The 24,483-nt window shown below is 72.7% G+C and carries 13 protein-coding genes, 1 tRNA gene and 2 rRNA genes; 12 read left to right on the top strand and 4 right to left on the bottom strand.

From position 1 onward, the window contains the following. The 3 genes from AB0910_RS06975 to AB0910_RS06965 all read left to right on the top strand — a co-directional run. Positions 1-97: ribosomal RNA gene (locus AB0910_RS06975) — 23S ribosomal RNA — on the top strand; the annotation flags it as partial. Between the two features lie 113 nt (positions 98-210). Further along, positions 211-327: ribosomal RNA gene (rrf, locus tag AB0910_RS06970) — 5S ribosomal RNA — on the top strand. A gap of 124 nt (positions 328-451) precedes the next feature. Further along, positions 452-524 (top strand) — tRNA-Thr (locus AB0910_RS06965). Between the two features lie 57 nt (positions 525-581). On the opposite strand, the gene AB0910_RS06960 is transcribed toward AB0910_RS06965, so the two are convergent. Next, the gene (locus AB0910_RS06960; protein ID WP_366743493.1) at positions 582-1,457 is read right to left on the bottom strand and encodes an SDR family oxidoreductase; all 876 of its coding nucleotides are present in this window, start codon (positions 1,455-1,457) and stop codon (positions 582-584) included. Positions 1,458-1,630: 173 nt separating this feature from the next. Between AB0910_RS06960 and AB0910_RS06955 the strand changes: the two genes are divergently transcribed. Further along, positions 1,631-2,017, top strand: a complete 387-nt coding sequence (locus AB0910_RS06955; RefSeq protein WP_366743492.1) for a helix-turn-helix domain-containing protein — start codon at positions 1,631-1,633, stop codon at positions 2,015-2,017. Between the two features lie 54 nt (positions 2,018-2,071). Here the strand turns inward: AB0910_RS06955 and AB0910_RS06950 are convergent, their stop codons facing one another. Beyond that, entirely contained in the window at positions 2,072-4,723 is a 2,652-nt protein-coding gene (locus tag AB0910_RS06950; protein WP_366743481.1) for a SpoIIE family protein phosphatase, read from the bottom strand. A gap of 281 nt (positions 4,724-5,004) precedes the next feature. On the opposite strand from AB0910_RS06950, the gene AB0910_RS06945 reads away from it, so the two are divergent. From AB0910_RS06945 to AB0910_RS06910, 8 genes are all read left to right on the top strand, one after another. Beyond that, positions 5,005-10,476: a HAMP domain-containing protein gene (locus AB0910_RS06945; RefSeq protein WP_366743480.1), complete on the top strand. Its 5,472-nt coding sequence runs from the start codon at positions 5,005-5,007 to the stop codon at positions 10,474-10,476. 292 nt (positions 10,477-10,768) lie between these two features. Further along, complete coding sequence (locus AB0910_RS06940) at positions 10,769-11,443, top strand: response regulator (protein ID WP_366743479.1); 675 nt, start codon at positions 10,769-10,771, stop codon at positions 11,441-11,443. A 192-nt stretch (positions 11,444-11,635) separates the two neighbouring features. After that, complete coding sequence (locus tag AB0910_RS06935) at positions 11,636-14,500, top strand: DNA translocase FtsK (RefSeq protein ID WP_366743478.1); 2,865 nt, start codon at positions 11,636-11,638, stop codon at positions 14,498-14,500. Positions 14,501-14,695: 195 nt separating this feature from the next. Beyond that, positions 14,696-15,574, top strand: a complete 879-nt coding sequence (locus AB0910_RS06930; RefSeq protein WP_366743477.1) for a helix-turn-helix domain-containing protein — start codon at positions 14,696-14,698, stop codon at positions 15,572-15,574. Between the two features lie 81 nt (positions 15,575-15,655). Continuing rightward, entirely contained in the window at positions 15,656-17,173 is a 1,518-nt protein-coding gene (rimO, locus tag AB0910_RS06925) for a 30S ribosomal protein S12 methylthiotransferase RimO (RefSeq protein WP_366743476.1), read from the top strand. Further along, complete coding sequence (gene pgsA, locus AB0910_RS06920; RefSeq protein WP_366743475.1) at positions 17,170-17,868, top strand: CDP-diacylglycerol--glycerol-3-phosphate 3-phosphatidyltransferase; 699 nt, start codon at positions 17,170-17,172, stop codon at positions 17,866-17,868. The genes rimO and pgsA overlap by 4 nt, the downstream gene beginning before the upstream one ends. A gap of 92 nt (positions 17,869-17,960) precedes the next feature. After that, the gene (locus AB0910_RS06915; protein ID WP_366743491.1) at positions 17,961-18,449 is read left to right on the top strand and encodes a CinA family protein; all 489 of its coding nucleotides are present in this window, start codon (positions 17,961-17,963) and stop codon (positions 18,447-18,449) included. Positions 18,450-18,558: 109 nt separating this feature from the next. Beyond that, positions 18,559-18,942, top strand: a complete 384-nt coding sequence (locus AB0910_RS06910; protein ID WP_345640164.1) for a helix-turn-helix transcriptional regulator — start codon at positions 18,559-18,561, stop codon at positions 18,940-18,942. 100 nt (positions 18,943-19,042) lie between these two features. Here AB0910_RS06910 and AB0910_RS06905 read toward each other — a convergent pair whose 3' ends face one another. Together AB0910_RS06905 and AB0910_RS06900 are read right to left on the bottom strand one after the other, a co-directional pair. Continuing rightward, the gene (locus tag AB0910_RS06905) at positions 19,043-19,801 is read right to left on the bottom strand and encodes a DNA-formamidopyrimidine glycosylase family protein (RefSeq protein ID WP_366743474.1); all 759 of its coding nucleotides are present in this window, start codon (positions 19,799-19,801) and stop codon (positions 19,043-19,045) included. 6 nt (positions 19,802-19,807) lie between these two features. Further along, complete coding sequence (locus AB0910_RS06900) at positions 19,808-24,442, bottom strand: ATP-dependent helicase (protein ID WP_366743473.1); 4,635 nt, start codon at positions 24,440-24,442, stop codon at positions 19,808-19,810. Between the last annotated feature and the right edge of the window lie 41 nt (positions 24,443-24,483).

Raw genomic sequence — 24,483 nt, 5'->3', positions numbered from 1 at the left:
GTAAGGCTCCCAGTAGACGACTGGGTTGATAGGCCGGAGATGGAAGCCAGGTGACTGGTGGAGTTGACCGGTACTAATAGGCCGAGGGCTTGTCCATAGAGACTCGCGTCCACTGTGTGGTTCCCGGATTGCGAACAGTCGCTGCCGGTGACTATGTGCGTCATGCATTACTCAACTGAAGAGAGTGCTTGTTCGCCGATCCATTAGGGTGTCGGTGGTTATAGCGTAGGGGAAACGCCCGGTTACATTCCGAACCCGGAAGCTAAGCCTTATTGCGCCGATGGTACTGCAAGGGGGACCTTGTGGGAGAGTAGGTCGCCGCCGAACAATCATTGAATAAAGAGGGAGGGCCCGCGCCGGGTGGTGCGGGCCCTTTCTGCGTTCACGGTACGGTGGCCCTGCGGATGGTTCGAGCAGGCCCCCTGATCGGGTATGCTTTTCTTGTCGCTGCGCCCCAATAGCTCAGTCGGCAGAGCGTCTCCATGGTAAGGAGAAGGTCTACGGTTCGATTCCGTATTGGGGCTCTGATATGAGGAAGGCCCCCGCCAGTCGGCGGGGGCCTTCCTCATATGCGAGGGCGGTCAGCCGAGTTCCGCGAGCGCCGTGCGGACGGAGTCCGCGAGCGGGGTCGTGGGGCGGCCCAGGAGGCGCGCCAGATCGCCGGGCGTCGCCGCGAGCAGACCGCGGCTGATGGCCGCGTCCACGTCCACCAGAATGTCGGCGAAGGTCTCGGGGAGGCCGGCGGCGACGTAGGCGGCCTTCTGCTCCTCGGGGGTCACCCGCCGGTGAACGACCGTACGGCCGGACTGGCGTGACACCTCGTCGGCGATCTCGTCCATGGTCCACGCGGTGTCGCCGCTCAGCTCGTACGCCGTGCCGAGGTGGCCGTCCTCGCGCAGCACGCGGGCTGCGGCCTCGGCGAAGTCGGCGCGCGGCGCAGCCGCGATCCGCGCACCGGGGGCGGTGCTGCTGGTGATCTCGCCGCGCTCCAGGACGCCGCCCAGGTCGCCGACGATCGTCGGGGCCTCCGTGTACCAGCCGTTGCGCAGGAAGGTGTACGGCAGCCCCGACTCCAGGATCAGGCGCTCCGTCTCCCGGTGGTCGGCGGCGAGCAGGAAGTCCGCCTTCGGGCCGCCGAGTATGCCCGTGTAGGCGAGCTGGGCCACCCCCGCGGCCTTTGCCGCGTCGATCACGACGGCGTGCTGGGCCGCGCGCCTGCCGATGTCCGTACCGGAGATCAGCAGGACCCGGTCGCCGGGGTGGAACGCGCCCTCGAACAACGCCGGGTCGTCGTAGTCGGCGATGTGCACCCGCACGCCGTCCGCCGCCAGGCCCTCGGCCTTCTCCTTCGTGCGGGCCACCGCCGTGATGCCGTCCGCCGGGACACCGGCAGCCAGCAGATCGGCCACCACACGTCGGCCCAGGTGCCCTGTCGCCCCGGTGATCACGATGCTCATCGCGTCCATCTCTCCGTTCCTCGCGCTTGCGCACGCTGTACGTTCGCCGGGCCGTGCCGCGGCACGGTCCCTGAGCACCCACCGTAGGTTGGGTACAGGAAGTTTTGTAAGTACCCACTTTGAAGTAAGGTACTGGTGTGAACGTGAGTGGGACATCCGAGGTGAACCGCTTCATCACCGGCCATACGCCGGCACCCGGGACGCGGCCGAACGTCAACCTGTCCGACTGCCCGTCGCGGCTCGTTCTCGAGCATGTGACGAGCCGGTGGGGCGTACTGGTGCTCGCCGCGCTGCTCGACCGGTCGTACCGGTTCAGCGAGCTGCGGCGTGAGGTCAGAGGGGTGAGCGAGAAGATGCTCGCGCAGACCCTCCAGACCCTGGAGCGCGACGGCTTCGTGCACCGGGACGCCAAGCCTGTCATCCCGCCGCGCGTCGACTACTCGCTGACGGGGCTCGGCCGCCAGGCGGCCGAGCAGGTGTGGGCGCTTGCGCGCTGGGCCGAGGGCAGCCTGCCCGAGGTCTTCGCGGCGCGCGCCGCGTACGACGGCGCCCGCACCTGAGGGCCTGCGCCCTGGGCCCGGGTCGGCCCGGGGCCCGGACAGGGCACGGACCGGTCAGTTCTGCGGCTCGGGGACGCGCAGCGCCAGGATCGCCATGTCGTCGGAGGCAGGCGCCGCGGCGAACCGTTCCACTGCGCGCAGGATCCGCGCGGCGACCGCACCGGCCGTCAGGCCCGTACATGTGGCGAGGACCTCGGCGAGGCCGTCGTCGCCCAGCATGCGGGAGCCCTCGCGGCGCTCCGTGACGCCGTCCGTGACGCAGAGCAGCACGTCGCCGGGGTCGAGCGTCACGGTCTGCTCGTACAGCCCCAGGTCGTCCATGACGCCCAGCAGCGTCTGCGGCTCGGCCGCGGGCTCCACCGAGCCGTCCTGGCGCAGGCGCAGCGGGAGGGGGTGGCCCGCGCAGACCATCGTGAGCTTGGCGCTGCCGTCGTCCTGCGGGCGCAGCTCGCCGTACAGCAGGGTGAGGAAGCGGCTGCGGGGGCCCTCGTCGAGGATGGCGGCGTTGAGCCGCTCCAGGACGGCGGGGCCGCCGAGGCCCTCCCTGGCCAGGAGGCGCAGGGCGTGCCGGGCGAGGCCTGTGACGGCCGCGGCCTCGGGGCCCGTCCCGCAGACGTCGCCGATGGCGAAGCCGTACGTGCCGTCCGTGATGGGGAACAGGTCGTAGAAGTCGCCGCCGACCTCGTTGCCCTCGCCCGCCGCGCGGTAGATGACCTCGACCTCGACGCCCGGGATCACCGGCAGCTCGGGCGGCAGCAGGCTGCGCTGGAGCGACTGGCTGATCGCGGTGCGCTCCGAGTAGAGGCGGGCGTTGTCGAGGGCGAGCGCGGCCCTGCGGGACAGGTCCTCCGCGAGCTCCAGGATCTCCTGGCGGAAGTGGTCGTCGGAGGGCTTGCCGAGGGTGAGCAGGCCGATGACGCGGTTGCGGGCGACCAGCGGCAGGACGACCGTCTCGCCGCCGACCGCGGCGGCCGTCGCGAGGGAGGGGCCGACGCCGGCGCCCGCGGTCGCGGAGCCGCTGGCCAGCTCCCGCATGGAGGAGCGCAGCGCCGACTGGTGGGCGGCGTCGGCGGGCGCGGTCCAGATGCGGGCGCCCGGCGTGGGCACGGGCTCCGGCGGGTTGATCTTGGTGAGCAGCGACTTGAGGCCGTCGATGCGGTCCTCGTCCTCGTGGAGCACGAAGGAGAGCTCGGGCTCCGAGGCCTGGTCGGCGATGGTGTAGACGGCGCACCAGGTGGCGAGCGTGGGGACGGTCATCTGCGCCATCAGCGCGAGGGTCTGGTCGCGGTCGAGCGTCCCGGCCAGCAGGTCGGACGCCTCGACGAGGAAGGAGAGCGAGCCGCGGCGCAGCCGCTCCAGCTCGCCGAGGCGCGCGGACTCGACGGCGAGCGCGATGCGGTCGGCCGCGAACTGGAGCCTCAGGGCCTGCTCGTTGGAGTAGCGGCCCGGTGCCTCGGACGCGACGCCGAGGGAGCCGGTGAGGCGGCCCTCGACCTTGAGGGGCACGGTGACGACGGAGCGCATGCCGGTGCCGGCGAGCAGCGGCACGGCGCCGGGCACGGCGCCGAGGTCGTCGTGGACGGCGGGCAGCCGTGCGGAGCCGTAGCGGCCGGTGCCCGCCTCGACGGGGACGCGGGCGAAGCGCTGGCGTGCGGAGGGCAGGCCGGTGGTGGCCCGCACTTCGAGCTCGGTCTCGTCGTCGGTGGCGAGGAGGAGGAAGGCGGCGTCGGCGTCGAGCATGTCGCGGGAGCGCTCAACGGTCCGCTGGAGGAGGCCGTCGAGGTCGTCGGGGGCGGGGGAGCCGATGAAGACCTCGAAGGGGTCCGCGCTGCGGTTCTCGCCGCCGTTGTCGTTGGCGCTCTGCCGCGGGGGCGTCTGGATGACGGCGCGCTCGCTGTCCCGCACCAGCAGGCAGACGGTGGACGGCTCGCCGTGGGTGTCGCGTACTCGCAGGTGGGAGGCGTAGACGGGGATCACGCGGCCGTCGGAGCGGCGGATGCCGTAGCTGCCTTCCCAGCGGGAGAGCTGGAGGGCCTCCACGATGCCCATGCTGATGCCGGGGGTGTGCGGCCAGGCGGCGAACTCGGTGAGCGGCTTGCCGAGGGTCTGCTCCGGGGCGTAGCCGAACAGGGCCTCCGCGTCCTCGTTCCACCCGGCGACGGTCGCGGCCTGGTCGACCTGGAGGACCGCGACACGCACCCGGTCCTCCTCGGCGACGGGCAGCAGCGCCGTGGGCAGGGCGGGCCCGGCGGAGCGGGTGCCGACGGGCCGCTCCGGCATGTCGAGCTGGAACCAGACCTGCTTGTACGAGGGGGTGTACTCGACGCCCCAGCGGGAGGCGAGCGCGGCGCACAGCAGCAGTCCTCTGCCGTGCTCGCTGTCGAGGTTGCCGAAGGAGGGGCCCGTGGCCTGCACGGGGACCTCGCGCTCGGGGTAGCGGTCCGCGACCTCGATCCGTACGCCGTCGTCGGTGCGCAGGCAGCGCACATCGGCCGCGGTGCCCGCGTGGACCACGGCATTGGTGACGAGTTCGCTGGTCAGCACGACGGCGTCGTCCACGACGTCGGAGCAGCCCCAGCCCTGGAGGGTGTCGCGGACGAAGGCCCGGGCCGCCGCGACGGACCGCCCCTCGGGGTCGAAGGTGGCAGCCGCCCGCGCCGTGATCACAGAACTCCTCGTAAGCGTTTCCACGCCCGGCTCCGCCATGAAACGGCCCCGCCCCTCCCGGCGCCCGGTGTAGTACGTCAGTCACACCGCCCCTTGCCGGGCGACCGGGACGGGTGGACAGCCGCATGCCAGGTTACTTACCTTCGCTGTCCCGGTGGATGCCGGTCGGCTCTGATTCCGTCCTTCGAGGATGCGACGCTGGAGGAAGCTGCCGAACTGTTATCGCCTGGTTCGAGCATGGTGAAACACTGGGCAGGCTTCCGGTGAGAGACCGGAGCGGTACGGTCGACCCCTGTGGGAGGGACGCGGTGGAGTCTGGCGTGGCAGCGCGCGGCGAGCGGTCGCACGCGAAAGGCGGACGGTCCCGGAGCGGCGGGACGACCGAGGTGGACTCGGCGGCCCTGAACAGACTGCTGACGGCCCTGGTCGCGATGCGGGACGGGAACTTCCGCAAGCGCCTGACGGTGACGGGTGACGACACGATGGCGCAGATCGCCGCCGTGTTCAACGAGGTCGGCGACCGCAATCTGCACCTCACGGGCGAGATCGCGCGGGTGCGCAGGATGGTGGGCCGTGAGGGAAAGCTCACGGAGCGCCTGGAGACGGGCACCTGCGAGGGATCCTGGGCCACCGCGATCGACGCGGCGAACGCGCTGGTGGACGATCTGGCGCGGCCGGTGTCCGAGGTGGGCAGGGTGCTCTCCGCGGTCGCCGAGGGCGACCTGTCGCAGCGGATGGAGCTGCGCTCGCCGGGCGAGGGGGCGCAGGGCTCCGTCGCGGAGCGGCCGCTGCGCGGCGAGTTCCTGAAGGTGGCCCGTACGGTCAACAACCTCGTCGACCAGCTGTCCGCGTTCACCGACGAGGTGACGCGGGTCGCCCTTGAGGTCGGCACGGAGGGCAAGCTCGGCGGCCAGGCGAAGGTACGGGGCATGTCGGGGTCCTGGAAGGACCTGACGGACTCCGTCAACACCATGGCGTACCGGCTGACGGCGCAGGTGCGGGACATCGCGCTGGTGACGACGGCCGTCGCCAAGGGCGACCTGTCGCGCAAGGTCACGGTGCACGTGGCGGGCGAGATGCTCCAGCTGAAGAACACCGTGAACACGATGGTCGACCAGCTGTCGTCGTTCTCCTCCGAGGTGACGCGGGTCGCGCGGGAGGTCGGCACGGAGGGCGAGCTGGGCGGCCAGGCGGAGGTGGCCGGGGTCGCGGGCGTCTGGAAGGACCTGACGGACTCCGTCAACACGATGGCGACCAACCTGACCAGCCAGGTCCGCGGGATCGCGTCGGTGACGACGGCCGTCGCCAACGGCGACCTGTCGCGGAAGGTGACGGTCACGGCGCGCGGCGAGGTCGCGCAGCTCGCCGACACGATCAACCAGATGACCGAGACGCTGCGGACGTTCGCCGACGAGGTCACCCGGGTGGCGAGCGAGGTCGGCGCCGAGGGGCTGCTCGGCGGGCAGGCGCAGGTGCCGGGGGCCGCGGGGACCTGGAAGGACCTCACCGACTCGGTGAACACGGTCTTCCGGAACCTGACCACCCAGGTCCGCGACATCGCGCAGGTCACGACCGCGGTGGCCAACGGCGACCTGTCCAAGAAGGTGGAGGTCGAGGTCGCCGGCGAGATGCTGGCGCTCAAGAACACCGTCAACACGATGGTCGACCAGCTCCAGTCGTTCGGCTCCGAGGTGACCAGGGTCGCGCGGGAGGTCGGCGTGGAGGGCCGCCTCGGCGGCCAGGCCAGGGTGCCGGGCGCGGCCGGCACGTGGAAGGACCTCACCGACTCGGTGAACAACGCGTTCCGCAACCTGACGGGCCAGGTGCGCGACATCGCGCAGGTGACCACGGCGGTGGCCAACGGCGATCTGTCGCAGAAGGTCAAGGTCGAGGTCGCGGGCGAGATGCTGGAGCTGAAGAACACCGTCAACACGATGGTGGCGCAGCTCTCCAGCTTCGCCGACCAGGTGACGCGGATGTCCAAGGACGTGGGCTCCGAGGGCCGTCTCGGCGGCCAGGCGCGCGTCCCCGGGGTCTCCGGCACGTGGAAGGAGCTGACGGACTCCGTCAACGGGATGGCGGGCAACCTGACCGGCCAGGTCCGCAGCATCGCGCAGGTGACGACGGCCGTGGCACGCGGCGACCTGTCCAAGAAGGTCGACGTCGACGCCAAGGGCGAGATCCTCGAACTGAAGAACACGATCAACACGATGGTCGACCAGCTCTCCGCCTTCGCCGACCAGGTCACGCGGGTGGCGCGCGAGGTGGGCACCGAGGGCAGGCTGGGCGGCCAGGCGCAGGTGCCGGGCGTGGCCGGTGTGTGGCGCGACCTCACGGACTCCGTGAACGGCATGGCGGGCAATCTGACGGACCAGGTCCGCAGCATCGCCCAGGTCGCGACGGCGGTCGCGCGCGGCGACCTGTCGCAGAAGATCGACGTCGACGCGAAGGGCGAGATCCTCGAGCTGAAGTCGACGCTGAACACCATGGTCGACCAGCTGTCCAGCTTCGCCGACGAGGTGACGCGGGTGGCGCGCGAGGTGGGCACCGAGGGCATCCTCGGCGGCCAGGCCGAGGTCAAGGGCGTCGCCGGTACGTGGAAGGACCTCACGCAGTCCGTCAATTTCATGGCGAACAACCTGACGTCGCAGGTCCGCAACATCGCCGAGGTCACCACGGCGGTCGCCATGGGCGACCTGTCGAAGAAGATCACGGTGGACGCGCGGGGCGAGATCCTCGACCTGGTCACCACGGTCAACACGATGGTCGACCAGCTGTCGAACTTCGCGGACGAGGTGACCCGGGTGGCCCGCGAGGTCGGCACGGAGGGCATCCTCGGCGGCCAGGCGCGGGTGCGCGGCGTGGTCGGCATCTGGAAGGACCTCAGCGACAACGTCAACACGATGGCGAACAACCTGACCAGCCAGGTGCGGAACATCTCGCGGGTGTCGTCCGCCGTCGCCCACGGCGATCTGACGAAGAAGGTCACGGTCGAGGCGCGCGGCGAGGTCGCGGAGCTCGCGGACACGGTCAACACGATGGTGACGACGCTCTCGTCGTTCGCCGACGAGGTGACCAGGGTCGCCCGCCAGGTGGGCACGGAGGGCGAGCTGGGCGGCCAGGCGCGCGTCCCGGGCGTCTCCGGCACCTGGAAGGACCTCACCGACTCGGTGAACCTGATGGCGTCGAACCTGACCGGGCAGGTGCGGCAGATCGCGACGGTCACCACCGCCATCGCCAAGGGCGACCTGACGCGGAAGATCGACATCGACGCGCGCGGTGAGATCCAGGAGCTCAAGAACACCGTCAACACGATGGTCGACCAGCTGTCGAACTTCGCCGACGAGGTCACGCGGGTGGCGCGCGAGGTCGGCACCGAGGGCATCCTGGGCGGCCAGGCGCGGGTCCGCGACGTGGACGGCACCTGGCGCGACCTGACCGAGTCCGTGAACGAGATGGCAGGCAACCTCACCGGCCAGGTGCGCGCGATCTCCAACGTCGCCACCGCGGTGACCCGCGGCGACCTCGGCGTGAAGATCGACGTGGACGCGGCGGGCGAGATCAAGGACCTGCAGGACTACATCAACACGATGATCGCGAACCTGCGGGACACCACGATCGCCAACGAGGAGCAGGACTGGCTCAAGGGCAACCTCGCCCGCATCTCCGGCCTGATGCAGGGCCGCCGCGACCTGGACGACGTGGCCTCGCTGATCATGAGCGAGCTGACGCCCGTCGTGTCGGCTCAGCACGGCGCGTTCTTCCTCGCGATGCAGACGGGCGCGGGCGCCGACATCGGCGCCGACCCGGACGACGGCAACTTCGAGCTGTGCCTGCGCGGCAGCTACGGCTACTCGGCGGGCTCGATGCCCACGTCGTTCCGGCCGGGACAGGGGCTCATCGGCACGGCGGCGCAGGAGCGGCGCACCATCCAGATGAACGTCCCGCCGGGCTACCTGAAGATCTCGTCGGGGCTCGGCGAGGCGGCGCCCGCGCATGTGATCGTGCTGCCCGTGCTGTTCGACGGGAAGGTGCTCGGCGTGATCGAGCTGGCGTCGTTCCAGCCGTTCACACAGATCCAGCGCGACTTCCTGAAGCAGATCGCGGAGATGATCGCGACCAGCGTCAACACCATCAGCGTCAACTCCAAGACGGAGGTGCTGCTGAAGCAGTCGCAGGAGCTGACGGAGCAGCTCAGGGAGCGCTCCGAGGAGCTGGAGAACCGGCAGAAGGCGCTTCAGGCGTCCAACGCGGAGCTGGAGGAGAAGGCCGAGCTGCTGGCCCGGCAGAACCGCGACATCGAGTTCAAGAACACCGAGATCGAGGACGCGCGGCAGGTGCTGGAGGAGCGCGCCGAGCAGCTCGCCGTCTCGATGCGCTACAAGTCGGAGTTCCTCGCGAACATGTCGCACGAGCTGCGCACCCCGCTCAACTCGCTGCTGATCCTCGCGAAGCTCCTCGCCGACAACGCGGAGGCGAACCTCTCGCCGAAGCAGGTCGAGTTCGCCGAGACCATCCACGGCGCGGGCTCCGACCTGCTCCAGCTGATCAACGACATCCTGGACCTGTCGAAGGTCGAGGCGGGCAAGATGGACGTCAGCCCGACGCGGATCGCGCTGGTGCAGCTCGTGGACTACGTGGAGGCGACGTTCCGGCCGCTGACGGCGGAGAAGGGCCTCGACTTCTCCGTACGGGTGTCGCCCGAGCTGCCGGCGACGCTGCACACGGACGAGCAGCGGCTCCTCCAGGTGCTGCGCAACCTCCTGTCGAACGCGGTGAAGTTCACCGACACCGGCGCCGTGGAGCTGGTGATCAGGCCGGCCGGTGCCGACGTGCCGCTGGCGATCAGGGAGCAGCTGCTCGAAGCAGGCTCCCTGCGGGAGGCGGACGGCGACCTGATCGCGTTCTCCGTCACGGACACCGGCATCGGTATCGCGGCGAGCAAGATGCGGGTGATCTTCGAGGCGTTCAAGCAGGCGGACGGCACCACGAGCCGCAAGTACGGCGGTACGGGTCTCGGCCTGTCGATCAGCCGGGAGATCGCGCGCCTGCTGGGCGGCGAGATCCACGCGGCGAGCGAGCCGGGCCGCGGTTCGACGTTCACCCTCTACCTGCCGCTGCACCCGAGCGAGCTGCCGCCGCAGGGCTACGCGCAGATGGCACGCCCCGACCAGGGCGCGGCCCTCTCGGGCCCCGGGCGCGCCGCGGAGGCGCCGGCGGGCGTGGAGGCGGCCGAGCGGCTGCCCGAGCTGCCCGAGGGCGCTTCCACGGCGCAGCCGCAGGAGCCGGCGGCCGGGGCGCGGGCCGAGCGCGCGCCCGCGCGGCCCGGCCATGTCCCCGCCGTGGTACCGCAGGACGAGCAGGCCGACGGTGAGGCGGGCGAGAGCCCGCAGGCCCCGCGCGTGCCGGTCTCCTTCCACGCGGAGAAGGTGCTGATCGTCGACGACGACGTGCGGAACGTCTTCGCCCTCACCAGCGTCCTGGAGGCGCACGGGCTGAACGTGCTCTACGCGGAGAACGGCCGCGAGGGCATCGAGGTGCTCGAGCAGCACGACGACGTCACGGTGGTCCTGATGGACATCATGATGCCGGAGATGGACGGCTACGAGACGACGTCCGCGATCCGCAGGATGCCGCAGTTCGCAGGGCTGCCGATCATCGCCCTGACCGCGAAGGCGATGAAGGGCGACAAAGAGAAGGCCATCGAGTCGGGCGCCTCCGACTATGTGACCAAGCCCGTCGACTCCGACCGGCTGCTGGCCATGATGGGGGAGTACATGCGGCAGGAGTGAGGCCCCTGCCCGGCGGGGGCGCCCTCGTGGGGGGTACCCCCGCCGTGGTAGAGGGGATGTGGCACGGTGGGGTGACACAGGTGCCGGGAACGTTCGGCCTCCGTGCCGCGTTACCCCGTTCGTACGCCGTGACATCGCGGTGACAGGGTGTGGCGACGGGCGGGGTGCGGCTACCATGACCGGCACAAGGACGGACGGCGCGCGGATCACGTCGCCCGGCGGGCAGTTCGGTCTCGGACCGGGCCCCAGAGCCGGGGGACAGCCGCTGCCGGGGCGAGGAGGGCGGGCGGCCATGGTGCAGAAGGCCAAGATCCTCCTGGTCGATGACCGGCCGGAGAATCTGCTCGCGCTGGAGGCGATCCTCTCCGCGCTCGATCAGACGCTGGTGCGGGCATCGTCAGGGGAGGAAGCACTCAAAGCGCTTCTGACGGACGACTTCGCGGTCATCCTGCTGGATGTCCAGATGCCCGGGATGGACGGGTTCGAGACGGCGGCGCACATCAAGCGCCGCGAGCGGACGCGGGACATCCCGATCATCTTCCTCACCGCGATCAACCACGGCCCGCACCACACCTTCAGGGGCTATGCGGCGGGCGCGGTCGACTACATCTCCAAGCCGTTCGACCCCTGGGTGCTGCGCGCGAAGGTGTCCGTCTTCGTCGAGCTGTACATGAAGAACTGCCAGCTCAAGGAGCAGGCGGAGCTGCTGAGGCTGCAGCTCGCCGGCGCGGACGAGGCCAAGGAGCAGGAGCCCGCGGGGCTCCTCGCCGAGCTGTCCGCGCGGCTCGCCGCCGTCGAGGAGCAGGCCGAGGCGCTGTCCAAGCAGCTCGACGACGACGCGGCTGACGCGTCCGCCGTCGCCACCGCCGCGCACCTGGAGCGCAAACTCACCGCGCTGCGCCGGGCCCTCGACGCCCTCGGCCCCGGCACGGCAGGCGCGAGCCCCGCGGTACCGCCGCAGCTCTGACGCCTCCGCGCGCCCTGACGCCCCGCCACCGGCCGTGCCCCGCGCGGCCCGCCGTCCCGGCGCAGGCCGTACGGGCGGGGCGTGCCGAGCCGCTGACGGGCGCTCAGCCCGAACGGTGCGCCGCCTCGACACGAACGGGTGAAGCGGCGGTCGCGCGTGTCCCCGGCGCCCCGCCCCGGTAACCTCACCACCATGGCCTCACGTACGTCCGGCAAGGGTTCTCAGCCAGCGGCGGGCACCGCGAAGCCGCGGCCCGGCCGTACGACCGGCGCGGCGAAGAAGGCAGCGGCACCGCCCGCGAGGAAGGCAGCGCAGAAGTCGGCTGCGGGCCGCAAGCCGCCCGCCAAGAAGGCACCGGTGAAGAAGGCGCCGGCACGGAAGGGCGTGAAGGCGGCGCCCAGGCCCGCGCCCTCGCCGACCGGCGGCGTCTACCGGCTGGTGCGCGCGATGTGGCTCGGCACCGCGCACGGCGTCGGCGGCGCGATGCGCGGCATAGGGCGTGGCGCCAAGGGCCTCGACCCCGCGCACCGCAAGGACGGCCTCGGCCTGCTGCTGCTCGCGCTCGCGCTGATCATCGCCGCGGGCACCTGGTCCAGTCTCAAGGGCCCGGTGGGCGACCTCGTCACCATGCTCATCACCGGCGCCTTCGGCCGCCTCGACCTGCTGGTGCCGATACTGCTCGGCGCGATCGCCGTGCGGCTGATCCTCTATCCGCAGAAACCCGAGGCCAACGGGCGCATCGTCATCGGCCTGTCCGCGCTGGTGCTCGGCGTGCTCGGGCTCGTCCACATCGCCTGCGGGGCGCCGGGGCGCGACGCGGGCACCCAGGCCCTGCGGGACGCGGGCGGCCTGATCGGCTGGGCGGTCTCCGAGCCGCTGATCTTCTCGATGGGCGCAGCGCTCGCCGTGCCCGTCCTGCTGCTGCTGACGGTCTTCGGGCTGCTCGTCGTCACGGCGACCCCCGTCAACGCGATCCCGCAGCGGCTGCGGCTCCTCGGGGTCAGGCTGCGCATCGTCACGCCCACCGAGGAGGAGGCCGCAGCGCTCGCCGCGGAGGCCGAGGACGACGACGCCGACCTCTACGACACGGACGACGCGTGGCGCGACGCCCGCCCCGCGCCCCGCCGCTCGGGCGCGGCACGGCGCGGCCAGGAGGCCGTCTTCGACCACGACCAGGCGGAGGCCGAGGCGCTCGCCCGGCGCGGCAGGAGGTCCCGCAGGCCCGCCCAGGACCCGCTCGCCGGGCGGGAGATGGACCCGGTCGACGTGGCGGCCGCGGCCGCCGCCGCGCTCGACGGCGCCGTGCTCAACGGCATCTCGCCCTCGCCGGTGGTCGCCGACCTCACCCAGGGCGTGAGCGGCTCCGTGCGGCGCCCCGAGGCGGGCGAGGACGCCGGAGCCGAGCCCGCAGAGCCCGACGCCTCCGCCGACGCCGCCTCCGTGCCCACCGCCCGCGGCGCCGCGGGCCGCAGGACCGACGCGAAGCCCGCGGGCGAGAGGGCGGGCGGCGTCGCCGACCTGACCAAGCCCGCGCCCGAGCCGGCCGAGGGGCTGCCGCCCCGGGCCGAGCAGCTCCAGCTGTCCGGCGACATCACCTACTCGCTGCCGTCGATAGACCTGCTGGAGCGCGGCGGCCCCGGCAAGACACGCACCGCCGCCAACGACGCCGTCGCCAGGTCGCTCACCACCGTCTTCACCGAGTTCAAGGTCGACGCCGCCGTCACCGGCTTCACCCGCGGCCCGACGGTCACCCGCTACGAGGTCGAGCTCGGCACCGCCGTCAAGGTCGAGCGCATCACCGCGCTCGCCAAGAACATCGCCTACGCGGTCGCCAGCCCCGACGTGCGGATCATCTCGCCGATCCCCGGCAAGTCGGCGGTCGGCATCGAGATCCCCAACACCGACCGCGAGATGGTCAACCTCGGCGACGTCCTGCGGCTCGCGGGCGACGACGACACCGACCCGATGCTGGTGGCCTTCGGTAAGGACGTCGAGGGCGGCTATGTCATGCACAGCCTCGCGAAGATGCCGCACATGCTCGTCGCGGGCGCCACCGGCTCCGGCAAGTCGTCCTGCATCAACTGCCTGATCACCTCCATCATGATGCGGGCCACCCCGGAGGACGTACGGCTCGTGCTCGTCGACCCCAAGCGCGTCGAGCTCACCGCGTACGAGGGCATCCCGCACCTGATCACGCCGATCATCACCAACCCGAAGCGGGCCGCCGAGGCCCTGCAGTGGGTGGTGCGCGAGATGGACCTGCGCTACGACGACCTCGCCGCCTTCGGCTTCCGGCACATCGACGACTTCAACCAGGCCGTGCGCGAGGGCAGGGTGAAGCAGCCCGAGGGCAGCGAGCGCGAGCTCCAGCCCTACCCGTACCTGCTGGTGATCGTGGACGAGCTCGCCGACCTGATGATGGTCGCGCCGCGCGACGTGGAGGACGCCATCGTCCGCATCACGCAGCTCGCCCGCGCCGCCGGCATCCACCTGGTGCTGGCCACGCAGCGGCCGTCCGTGGACGTCGTCACCGGCCTCATCAAGGCGAACGTGCCCTCGCGGCTCGCGTTCGCGACCTCCTCGCTCGCCGACAGCCGCGTCATCCTCGACCAGCCGGGCGCGGAGAAGCTGATCGGCAAGGGCGACGGCCTCTTCCTGCCGATGGGCGCCAACAAGCCGACCCGGCTCCAGGGCGCCTTCGTCACGGAGGAGGAGATCGCCGCAGTCGTCCAGCACTGCAAGGACCAGATGGCGCCGGTCTTCCGGGACGACGTGGTCGTCGGCACGCAGAAGAAGAAGGAGATCGACGAGGACATCGGCGACGACCTCGACCTGCTGTGCCAGGCCGCCGAGCTGGTCGTCTCCACGCAGTTCGGCTCGACGTCCATGCTCCAGCGCAAGCTGCGCGTCGGCTTCGCCAAGGCAGGCCGGCTGATGGACCTGATGGAGTCGCGCAACATCGTCGGGCCGAGCGAGGGCTCCAAGGCCCGCGACGTCCTCGTGAAGGCCGACGAACTCGACGGTGTGCTGTCGGTCATCCGGGGGGAGTCTTCGTAGAGACAAGTGGCGGGGCAACCCTTTTCGACACCCGTACGTCAAGGTGGACAGGGAGGGACAGCACGGCCCTCCCTGCCCGCGCCGCAGGCCCGCACCCGCGGCGCACGAAGCTGAGTCCTCCCGCCTGCCCCACCCTTTCGTACCACCCCTAGACTGAGCGTCCAGCAGGTGGCTACACGCTCGAAAGGCCCACCCGTGTCCATCGGCAACTCATCTGACGGCACCTCACCACAGGAAGAACCCCGCCCCGCGGAGTCCGCCCCCGAGGACCGCGTCCCGCTCGGGCAGACCCTGCGGCAGGCGCGGCTCGCCGCCGGCCTGACCATCGACGAGGTCAGCGCCGCCACCCGGGTCCGCGCGCCCATCGTCCGCGCCATCGAGAACGACGACTTCTCCCGGTCGGGCGGCGACGTGTACGCCCGCGGCCACCTGCGCATGATCGCGCGCGAGGTCGGCCTCGACCCCGAGCCGCTCGTCGAGCGGTTCGACGCGGAGCACGGCGGGCGGCCCGCGCCCACCCCGACCCCGGCGGCCCCGCTGTTCGAGGCCGAGCGGATCAGGCCGGAGCGCCGCCGCCCCAACTGGACGGCCGCCATGGTCGCCGCGATCGTCGCCGTGGCCGGTTTCGCCGGCTTCACCGCCCTGCACAGCGGCAGCTCCTCCGACACCGTCGCGGGCAGCGGCGGGGGATCGGAGGCGGGCGGCCCCACCCCGGGCAGCTCCGCGGGCACGCCGTCGCACCCGGCGGCCCCCGAGAAGCCGGCCGCGCCCAAGCCGGGAGCCTCGGACAGCGCCATCGCCGCCGCGCCCCGCGACAAGGTGACGGTGAAGCTCTCGGCCGTCGACGACAAGAGCTGGATCTCGGCCAAGGCGCACAACGGAAAACTGCTGTTCGACGGCATCCTCGCCAAGGGCGAGTCCAAGACGTTCCAGGACGACAAGCAGGTCGACCTCATCCTCGGCAACGCCGGGGCCATAGAGCTCTACGTCAACGGCAAGAAGGTCGACGACGAGTTCCAGCCAGGCCAGGTCGAGCGTCTCTCCTACACGCAGGGCGACCCGACGGCCGGCTGACGGGCCGCTCTGTGCGGGGTCCTGGCGCCGCCGGGACCCTGCGCGAGCTGCGCGGCGCCGGGACAACGTAGTCTTGAGCGCATGCCCGAACGCCGTACCGTCGCTCTCGTCACGCTTGGCTGCGCCCGTAACGAGGTGGACTCGGAGGAGCTCGCAGGCCGCCTGGCGGCGGACGGCTGGGAGCTCGTCCAGGAAGCCTCCGACGCGGATGTCGCCGTCGTGAACACCTGCGGCTTCGTCGAAGCCGCGAAGAAGGACTCCGTCGACGCGCTCCTCGAAGCGAACGACCTCAAGGACCACGGGAGAACCCAGGCCGTGGTCGCCGTCGGCTGCATGGCGGAGCGGTACGGCAAGGAGCTCGCCGACGCCCTGCCCGAGGCGGACGGCGTGCTCGGCTTCGACGACTACGCCGACATCTCCGACCGGCTCCAGACCATCCTGTCCGGCGGCGTCCACGCCCCCCACACGCCGCGCGACCGCCGCAAGCTGCTGCCGCTGAGCCCCGTGGAGCGCCAGGAGGCCGCAGGGGTCGCGCTGCCGGGCCACGGCGACATCGCGCCCGGCCCCGCCGACCTGCCCGCCGGGGTCGCCCCCGCGTCCGGGCCCCGCGCGCCGCTGCGCCGACGGCTCGACACCAGCCCCGTCGCGTCCGTGAAGCTCGCCTCCGGCTGCGACAGGCGCTGCTCCTTCTGCGCCATCCCGTCCTTTCGCGGCTCCTTCATCTCCCGCCGCCCGAGCGACGTGCTCGGCGAGACGCGCTGGCTGGCCGAGCAGGGCGTCAAGGAGGTCATGCTCGTCTCGGAGAACAACACCTCCTACGGCAAGGACCTCGGCGACATCAGGCTCCTGGAGACGCTGCTGCCGGAACTGGCCGCGGTCGACGGCATCGAGCGCATCCGCGTCAGCTACCTCCAGCCCGCCGAGATGCGCCCGGGACTCGTCGACGTGCTCACCTCGACGCCGAAGGTGGCCCCGTACTTCGACCTGTCGTTCCAGCACTCCGCCCCCGGCGTGCTGCGCGCCATGCGCCGCTTCGGCGACACCGAGCGCTTCCTCGGCCTGCTGGAGACCATCCGCGCCAAGGCGCCGCAGGCGGGCGTCAGGTCCAACTTCATCGTCGGCTTCCCCGGCGAGAGCGAGGCGGACTTCGCCGAGCTTGAGCGGTTCCTCACCGAGGCACGGCTCGACGCCGTCGGCGTCTTCGGCTATTCCGACGAGGAGGGCACCGAGGCCGCCGGGTACGACACCAAGCTGGACGAGGACGTGGTCGCCGAGCGGCTCGCCCATCTCTCCAGGCTCGGCGAGGAACTGACGTCCCAGCGCGCCCAGGACCGGCTCGGCGAGACCGTCGAGGTGCTGGTCGAGTCGGCGGACGCCGCGGACACCGGCGTCGAGGGCGCCGTCGCGGTGGGCCGCGCCGCGCACCAGGCGCCGGAGACGGACGGCCAGGTGGTCCTCACCTCGGGCGCGGAGCTGCGTCCCGGTCGTATGGTCGAGGCGAAGGTGACCGGCAGCGAGGGCGTGGACCTGGTCGCCGAGCACCTGACCGTCCGTCCGGGGGATCAGCCCAGGACCGCCGTCGAGGAGGCCGCCAGATGACGGGAGTCCCCGCGTCCGCGACGGGCGGTGCCGGCTCGAAGCAGGCGCCCGCCGGGAAGCTGGGGGCCGCCGTCGACCAGGCGAGCCTGTGGAACGTGGCGAACCTGCTGACCATGGTGCGCCTGCTGCTCGTCCCCGCCTTCGTCGTGCTGATGCTGCAGAACGGCGGCTACGACCCGGTGTGGCGGGCCTGGGCGTGGGCCGCCTTCGCCGTCGCGATGATCACGGACGTGTTCGACGGGCACCTCGCCCGCACCTACAACCTCGTCACGGACTTCGGGAAGATCGCCGACCCGATCGCCGACAAGGCGATCATGGGGGTGGCGCTGGTCTGCCTGTCCGCGCTCGGGGACCTGCCGTGGTGGGTGACGGCGGTGATCCTCGTCCGGGAGCTGGGGATCACCCTGATGCGGTTCTGGGTGATCCGTCACGGGGTGATCGCGGCGAGCCGCGGCGGCAAGCTGAAGACGCTCGCCCAGGGCATCGCCGTGGGCATGTACGTCCTCGCGCTGGTCGACTGGTGGGCCACGTTCCGCTTCTGGGTGATGGCGGTCGCCGTCGTCCTCACGGTCCTCACCGGGCTCGACTACGTACGGCAGGCCGTGGTGCTGCGGCGCAAGGGCCTGGCGGCGGAGCGCGCCGCCGCGGCCGAGGCGTCCGCGCGGCGCCCGCAGCGGCAGGAGGGGGAGCGGTGAGCACCTCCCCGAAAGCCGCAGCAGCCCCATCAGCCCCAGCAGCCACGGAAGCCACAGAGGCCGCGGACGCCCCCACGGCCGCAGAGGACGCCGTGCGGCTCCTCGCGGAGCTGGGGACGACCCTGGCGGTCGCCGAGTCCCTCACGGGCGGCCTGGTGGCCGCAGCGGTGACGGGCGTGCCGGGCGCCTCGCGGGTCTTCCGTGGCTCCGTCACGGCGTACGCGACGGAGCTCAAGCGCGACGTCCTCGGCGTCGACGGGGGACTGCTCGCGGCCCGCGGCGCGGTCGACCCGGACGTGGCCAGGGCCATGGCCGCAGGCGTACGGCGGGCGCTGGGCGCCGAGTGGGGCGTCGCGACCACCGGCGTCGCGGGGCCCGAGCCGCAGGACGGACAGCCGGTGGGCACCGTCTATGTGGCGGTGTCGGGACCGACAGGACAGGACAAAGTGCGCGCACTGCGATTGAACGGCGACCGCGCGGACATCCGTAGAGAGAGTGTCCGGTCCGTCCTCGCCCTGCTGCTCGGCGAACTGCCCCGGAACGGGCGGGCACAGGATACGGAACAGAACGGGGGGACTTGATGTTTGCAGCCCTGAGTGAACACGACATCGCTCCCCGCACGGCCGCGTCGCGAGGCGGTACGGTGGGGCGTGAAGGATGCGGCTACGCGGTCCGAGGAGGGAGCCACCGATGATCCTGCTCCGTCGCCTGCTGGGTGACGTGCTGCGTCGGCAGCGCCAACGCCAGGGCCGTACTCTGCGCGAAGTCTCCTCGTCCGCCCGAGTCTCACTCGGCTATCTCTCCGAGGTGGAGCGGGGGCAGAAGGAGGCGTCCTCCGAACTGCTCTCCGCCATCTGCGACGCGCTTGACGTACGGATGTCCGAGCTCATGAGGGAAGTGAGCGACGAGCTGTCGTTGGCGGAGCTGGCGGCGTCGGCTGCGGCCGACGAGCCTGTGCCCGCACCAGTACGTCCGATGCTGGGCTCCGTGCCCGTGACATCGGTGCCGAAGGTGCCGACGGAACGTGTGACGATCAAGGCGCCGACCGAAGCGGTCGACGTGGTCGCCGCCTAGCGGCACCCCAGGTCAGAAGCGAGCCCCCGGCAGGTACCCCGCGGTACCTGCCGGGGGCTTCGCCGTGCCGGGACCCGCGCCCGCGGCCCAGGAGGGCCGCTCAGGGCGCCGGGGGCGGCTGGCAGCGCGGGCACCAGTACGTGGGCCGGTCCAGCTGCGGGTCCCTGCGGATCAGGGTGCGGCAGCGCGGGCAGGGCAGGTTCCTGCGGCCGAAGACATGCAGGCGGCGGCTGCCGCTCGACACCCGCTTGTTGAGTTCCAGGAGGCGCCTTGCGGCCTCCACCAGACGCTCGGGGCCGCGCACCTCGCCCACGGGGCTCCACGGGTGGGCGCGGGCCACGAAGCACGCCTCCGACTTGAAGATGTTGCCGATCCCGGCCAGATTGCGCTGGTCGAGCAGGGCCTCGCCGACGGGCCGCGCCGGCTGTGCCAGCAGGTTGGCCAGGGCCAGGTCCGCGTCCCAGTCGGGGCCGAGGAGGTCGGGGCCCAGATGGCCGACGACGGCCGCCTCCCGCTCCGTGCGGACCAGCTCAAGGACCTTCAGTCGGTACGCGACGGCCGTCGCCGACGCAACGCCGAGGATCGCCCGGATCTCGTGCGCCGGGCCCCCGCCCCAGCGCCGCTGCGGCGCGTACACCTTCCACGCGCCCTCCATGCCGAGGTGGGAGTGGAGCGTGAGACCGCCCTCGACGCGGGTCATCAGGTGCTTGCCGCGCGGCGTCACATCGAGGACGGCCCGCCCCGTCAGGTCCGACGTCGCGAACCTCGGCACCCGCAGATCGCTGCGGACCAGCTCATGGCCCGCGAGCGCGGCGTGCAGCGCCCTGGCGGCCCGCCACACCGTGTCTCCCTCCGGCACCCCTCCTCACGCCCTCAGGCGCAGGCCGCGCGGCGTCGCGTGGAAGCCCGCGGCCTCCAGCGCCCGGCCGAACGGCGAGGTGAGCGCCGCGGCGCCGTTCACCCGCTCCACGGTGACCGTGCCGATCGCGCCCGCCGCTGCCGCCGAGGCCAGCGCCCCGGCCGCGGCGCGCAGCGCGGGGGAGTCCGGATCGGGCGCCCACGACAGCAGCGTCCTGCCGCCGCGCTCCATGTACAGCGTCAGCTCGCCGTCGACCAGCACGACGAGCGAGCCCGCCTTGCGGCCCGGCTTGTGGCTCGCACCCTCCGGCGGCTCGGGCCACGGCAGGGCGGCGCCGTACGCGCTCGCCGGGTCGGCCGCCGCGAGCACCGCCGCCTGCGGCTCAGGCGACTCGGCGGCGCGCTCCCGCGCGGTGGCCGCCGCCCGCAGCCGGTCCACGGCGCCGTCCATCGCGAACTGCGCCGCGCCGAGGCCCTCCACCACATAGCCGCGGCGCGCCTGCCCGCTGTCCTCGAACGCGGACAGCACGCGGTACACCGCGGAGAAGCCGCCCTCGACGCCCTCCGCTGCGACCGCGCCGCGCGTCACCACGCCGTGCCGGTCCAGCAGGGCGTGCGCGAGCGCGTGCGCCCGGTGCGTGGGGTCCTGCTCCCTGCCGGGCAGCAGCGACCAGCGCCCGCTGACCGTGGGCGGGCCCGCGCGCGACGCGGTGCGCGCGGCGGCCGTCAGCGACCCGTACCGGCCGCGGGGGACGGGTCTGCGGGCGCGGTGCGCCGTCGAGCCCGCCGTACGGCCCGAGCCGAGGAAGGACCGCAGCGGCGCGAGCGTGTCGTTGGTGAGCCGGCCCGACCAGGCCAGGTCCCAGACGGCGTCCGCGAGCTGCGGGTCCGTGGCGTCCGGATGGGTGGTGGCGCGCACCTGCTCGGCGATCTGCCGGAAGAACAGGCCGTAGCCCCCGCTCAGCGCCGTCAGGACGGACTCGTGCAGCGCGGTGGTCTCCAGCGGGTGCGCGGGCGGCAGCAGCAGCGGCGCGGAGTCCGCCGGATACAGCGCCACCCAGCCGTCCTTGCCCGGCAGGGCGCCCGCGCCCGCCCAGAGCACCTCGCCTGTGGTCGTCAGCTCGTCCAGCAGGGCGGGCGTGTAGCCGGCGACCCGGGACGGGAGGACGAGCCGCTCCAGCGCGGACGCGGGGACCGCGGCGCCCTGGAGCTGCTCGACGGCGCGCGCCAGACCGTCGACGCCGCGCAGCCGGTGCGCGCCCAGGTGCTGCCACTGCGGCAGGAACGACGCGAGCGCCGCCGGCGCGACCGGTTCGAGCTCCTCCCGCAGCGCCGCGAGCGACCTGCGCCTGAGCCGGCGCAGCACCGTCGCGTCGCACCACTCCTGGCCGATGCCCTCAGGATGGAACTCGCCCTGCACGACCCGGCCGGTGGCCGCGAGCCGGTGCAGGGCGCCGTCGGTGACGGCCGTGCCGAGGCCGAAGCGCGCCGCTGCCGAGGCCGAGGTGAACGGCCCGTGCGTGCGGGCGTGCCGGGCGAGCAGGTCGCCCAGCGGGTCCTTGACGGGCTCGGTGAACGCCTCGGGCACCCCGACGGGCAGTGCCGTGCCCAGCGCGTCCCGCAGCCTGCCCGCGTCCTCGACCGCGGCCCAGTGCCAGGACCCGGCGATCCGCACCCGGATCGCGCGCCGCGCCGCTTCGAGCTCCTCGGCCCAGCCTGGCTCGGCGCCCCGCCCGGCGAGCTCGGCCCCGGTCAGCGGGCCGAGCACCCGCAGCAGGTCGGCCACGCCCTCGGCGTCCTTGATCCGCCGGTCGTCCGTCAGCCACTGGAGCTCGCGCTCCAGCTCCGCGAGCACCTCGGGGTCGAGCAGCTCCCGCAGCTCGGCCTGGCCGAGCAGCTCGGCGAGCAGCCGGGAGTCGAGCGAGAGCGCGGCGGCCCTGCGCTCCGCGAGCGGAGAGTCGCCCTCGTACAGGAACTGCGCGACATAGCCGAACAGGAGCGAGCGGGCGAACGGCGAGGGCTCCGTCGTCGTGACCTCCACGAGCCGGACCCGGCGCGCCTCGATGTCGCCCATCAGCTCCGTGAGGCCCGGCACGTCGAACACGTCCTGGAGGCACTCGCGCACCGCTTCGAGGACGATCGGGAACGAGCCGAACTCGCTCGCCACCTGGAGCAGCTGCGCGGCCCGCTGCCGCTGCTGCCACAGCGGGGTGCGCCTGCCGGGGTTGCGGCGCGGCAGCAGCAGCGCGCGGGCCGCGCACTCCCGGAACCTGGCCGCGAACAGCGCGGAGCCGCCGACCTGGTCCGTGACGACGCCGCGCACGTCCCCCGCGTCGAACGCCACGTCGCCCGCCCCGATCGGGGCCTGCTCGCCGTCGTACGTCGCCTCCGCGGCCGCGGGGTCCGCGTCCAGCAGGTCGAAGCCCATCAGGTCGGCGTCGGGCAGGCGCAGCACGATGCCGTCGTCCGCGTGCATCACCTGCGCGTCCATCCCGTACCGCTCGGCGAGGCGGGCGCCGAGCGCCAGCGCCCACGGGGCGTGGACCTGCGCGCCGAACGGCGAGTGGACCACCACGCGCCAGTCGCCCAGCTCGTCGCGGAAGCGCTCCACCACGATCGTCCGGTCGTCGGGCACATGCCCGCACGCCCTGCGCTGCTCCTCCAGATACGACAGGACGTTGCCCGCCGCCCAGGCGTCGAGGCCCGCCGTCATCAGCCGCAGCCTGGCGTCCTCGTCGCCGAGCGCGCCGATCTCGCGCAGGAAGGCACCGACCGCGCGGCCCAGCTCCAGCGGGCGGCCCAGCTGGTCGCCCTTCCAGAACGGCAGTCGGCCCGGCGTGCCGGGCGCGGGCGTCACCAGGACCCGGTCGCGGGTGATGTCCTCGATCCGCCACGAGGTCGTGCCGAGCGTGAAGACGTCGCCCACCCGGGACTCGTAGACCATCTCCTCGTCGAGCTCGCCGACCCGGCCGCCGCCCTTCTTCGGGTCGGCGCCCGCGAGGAAGACGCCGAACAGGCCGCGGTCCGGGATCGTGCCGCCCGAGGTGACGGCGAGGCGCTGCGCGCCCGGCCGCCCCGTGACCGTGCCGGCGACGCGGTCCCACACCACGCGCGGGCGCAGCTCGGCGAACGCGTCCGAGGGATAGCGGCCCGCCAGCATGTCGAGCACCCCGGTGAACGCCGACTCCGGCAGCGAGGCGAACGGCGCGGCCCGCCGCACCGTCGCCAGCAGGTCATCCGCCTGCCGGGCGTCGAGCGCGACCATCGCGACGAGCTGCTGCGCCAGCACGTCCAGCGGGTTGGCGGGCACCCGCAGCGCCTCGATCGCCCCCTCCCGCATGCGCTCTGTGACCACCGCCGCCTGCACCAGGTCGCCGCGGTACTTGGGGAAGACCACGCCGGTGGAGACCGCGCCCACCTGGTGCCCCGCGCGCCCCACCCGCTGGAGCCCGGAGGCGACGGAGGGCGGCGACTCGACCTGCACGACCAGGTCGACCGCCCCCATGTCGATGCCCAGCTCAAGGCTGGACGTCGCCACCACCGCGGGCAGGCGGCCCGCCTTCAGGTCCTCCTCGACCTGGGACCGCTGCTCCTTCGACACCGAGCCGTGGTGGGCGCGGGCCAGCAGCGGCGGCGCGCCCTGCGCCGCGCCCGCCTGCGCCATCACCTCGGCGGGCGCGTGGTCGGCGGGCATGGCCTCGCCCGTGGCGCGCTCGTACGCGATCTCGTTGAGCCGGTTGCACAGCCGCTCGGCGAGGCGCCGCGAGTTGGCGAAGACGATGGTCGAGCGATGGGCCTGGACGAGGTCGGCGATGCGCTCCTCGACATGCGGCCAGATCGACGGCTTCTCGCCGCCCGCGGGCCCTTCGCCGCCGCTGCCGGCGGCGGGCGGGCCGCCGAGCTCGCCGAGGTCCTCCACCGGCACGACCACCGACAGGTCGAACTCCTTGCCCGAGGGCGGCTGCACGATCTCCACCCGGCGCTGCGGGGAGAGGAAGCGCGCCACCTCCTCCACGGGGCGCACGGTCGCGGAGAGACCGATCCTGCGGGCCGGGCGGGGCAGCAGCTCGTCGAGGCGCTCCAGGGACAGGGCGAGGTGGGCGCCGCGCTTGGTGCCCGCCACGGCGTGCACCTCGTCGAGGATCACCGTCTCCACCCCCGCGAGCGCGTCCCGCGCCGACGAGGTCAGCATGAGGAACAGCGACTCGGGCGTCGTGATCAGGATGTCCGGCGGCCGGGTCGCGAAGGACCGCCGGTCGGCCGCGGGCGTGTCGCCCGACCGGATGCCGACGCGGATGTCGGGCTCGGGCAGCCCGCGCCGCACCGACTCCTGCCTGATGCCCGTGAGCGGGCTGCGCAGATTGCGCTCGACGTCCACCGCGAGGGCCTTCAGCGGCGACACGTACAGCACGCGGCAGCGCTTCTTCGCCTCGGCGGGCTGCGGCACCGACGCCAGCCGGTCCAGCGCCGCGAGGAACGCGGCGAGCGTCTTGCCCGAGCCCGTCGGCGCCACCACCAGCACGTCCGAGCCCTCGCCGATCGCGCGCCACGCACCCTCCTGCGCCGCGGTGGGCGCGGAGAAGGCGCCCGAGAACCAGCCGCGGGTCGCGGGGGAGAACGAGTCGAGCGCGCTGCCTGCCATGCCCCCATCGTGCACCCCGCCACCGACAACACCGCAGAATG

The sequence above is a fragment of the Streptomyces sp. NPDC047002 genome, from assembly GCF_040704505.1.
Taxonomy (GTDB): Bacteria; Actinomycetota; Actinomycetes; order Streptomycetales; family Streptomycetaceae; genus Streptomyces.
Note: the sequence above shows the minus strand (reverse complement) of the source record. Positions and strands in the feature narration are given on the sequence as shown.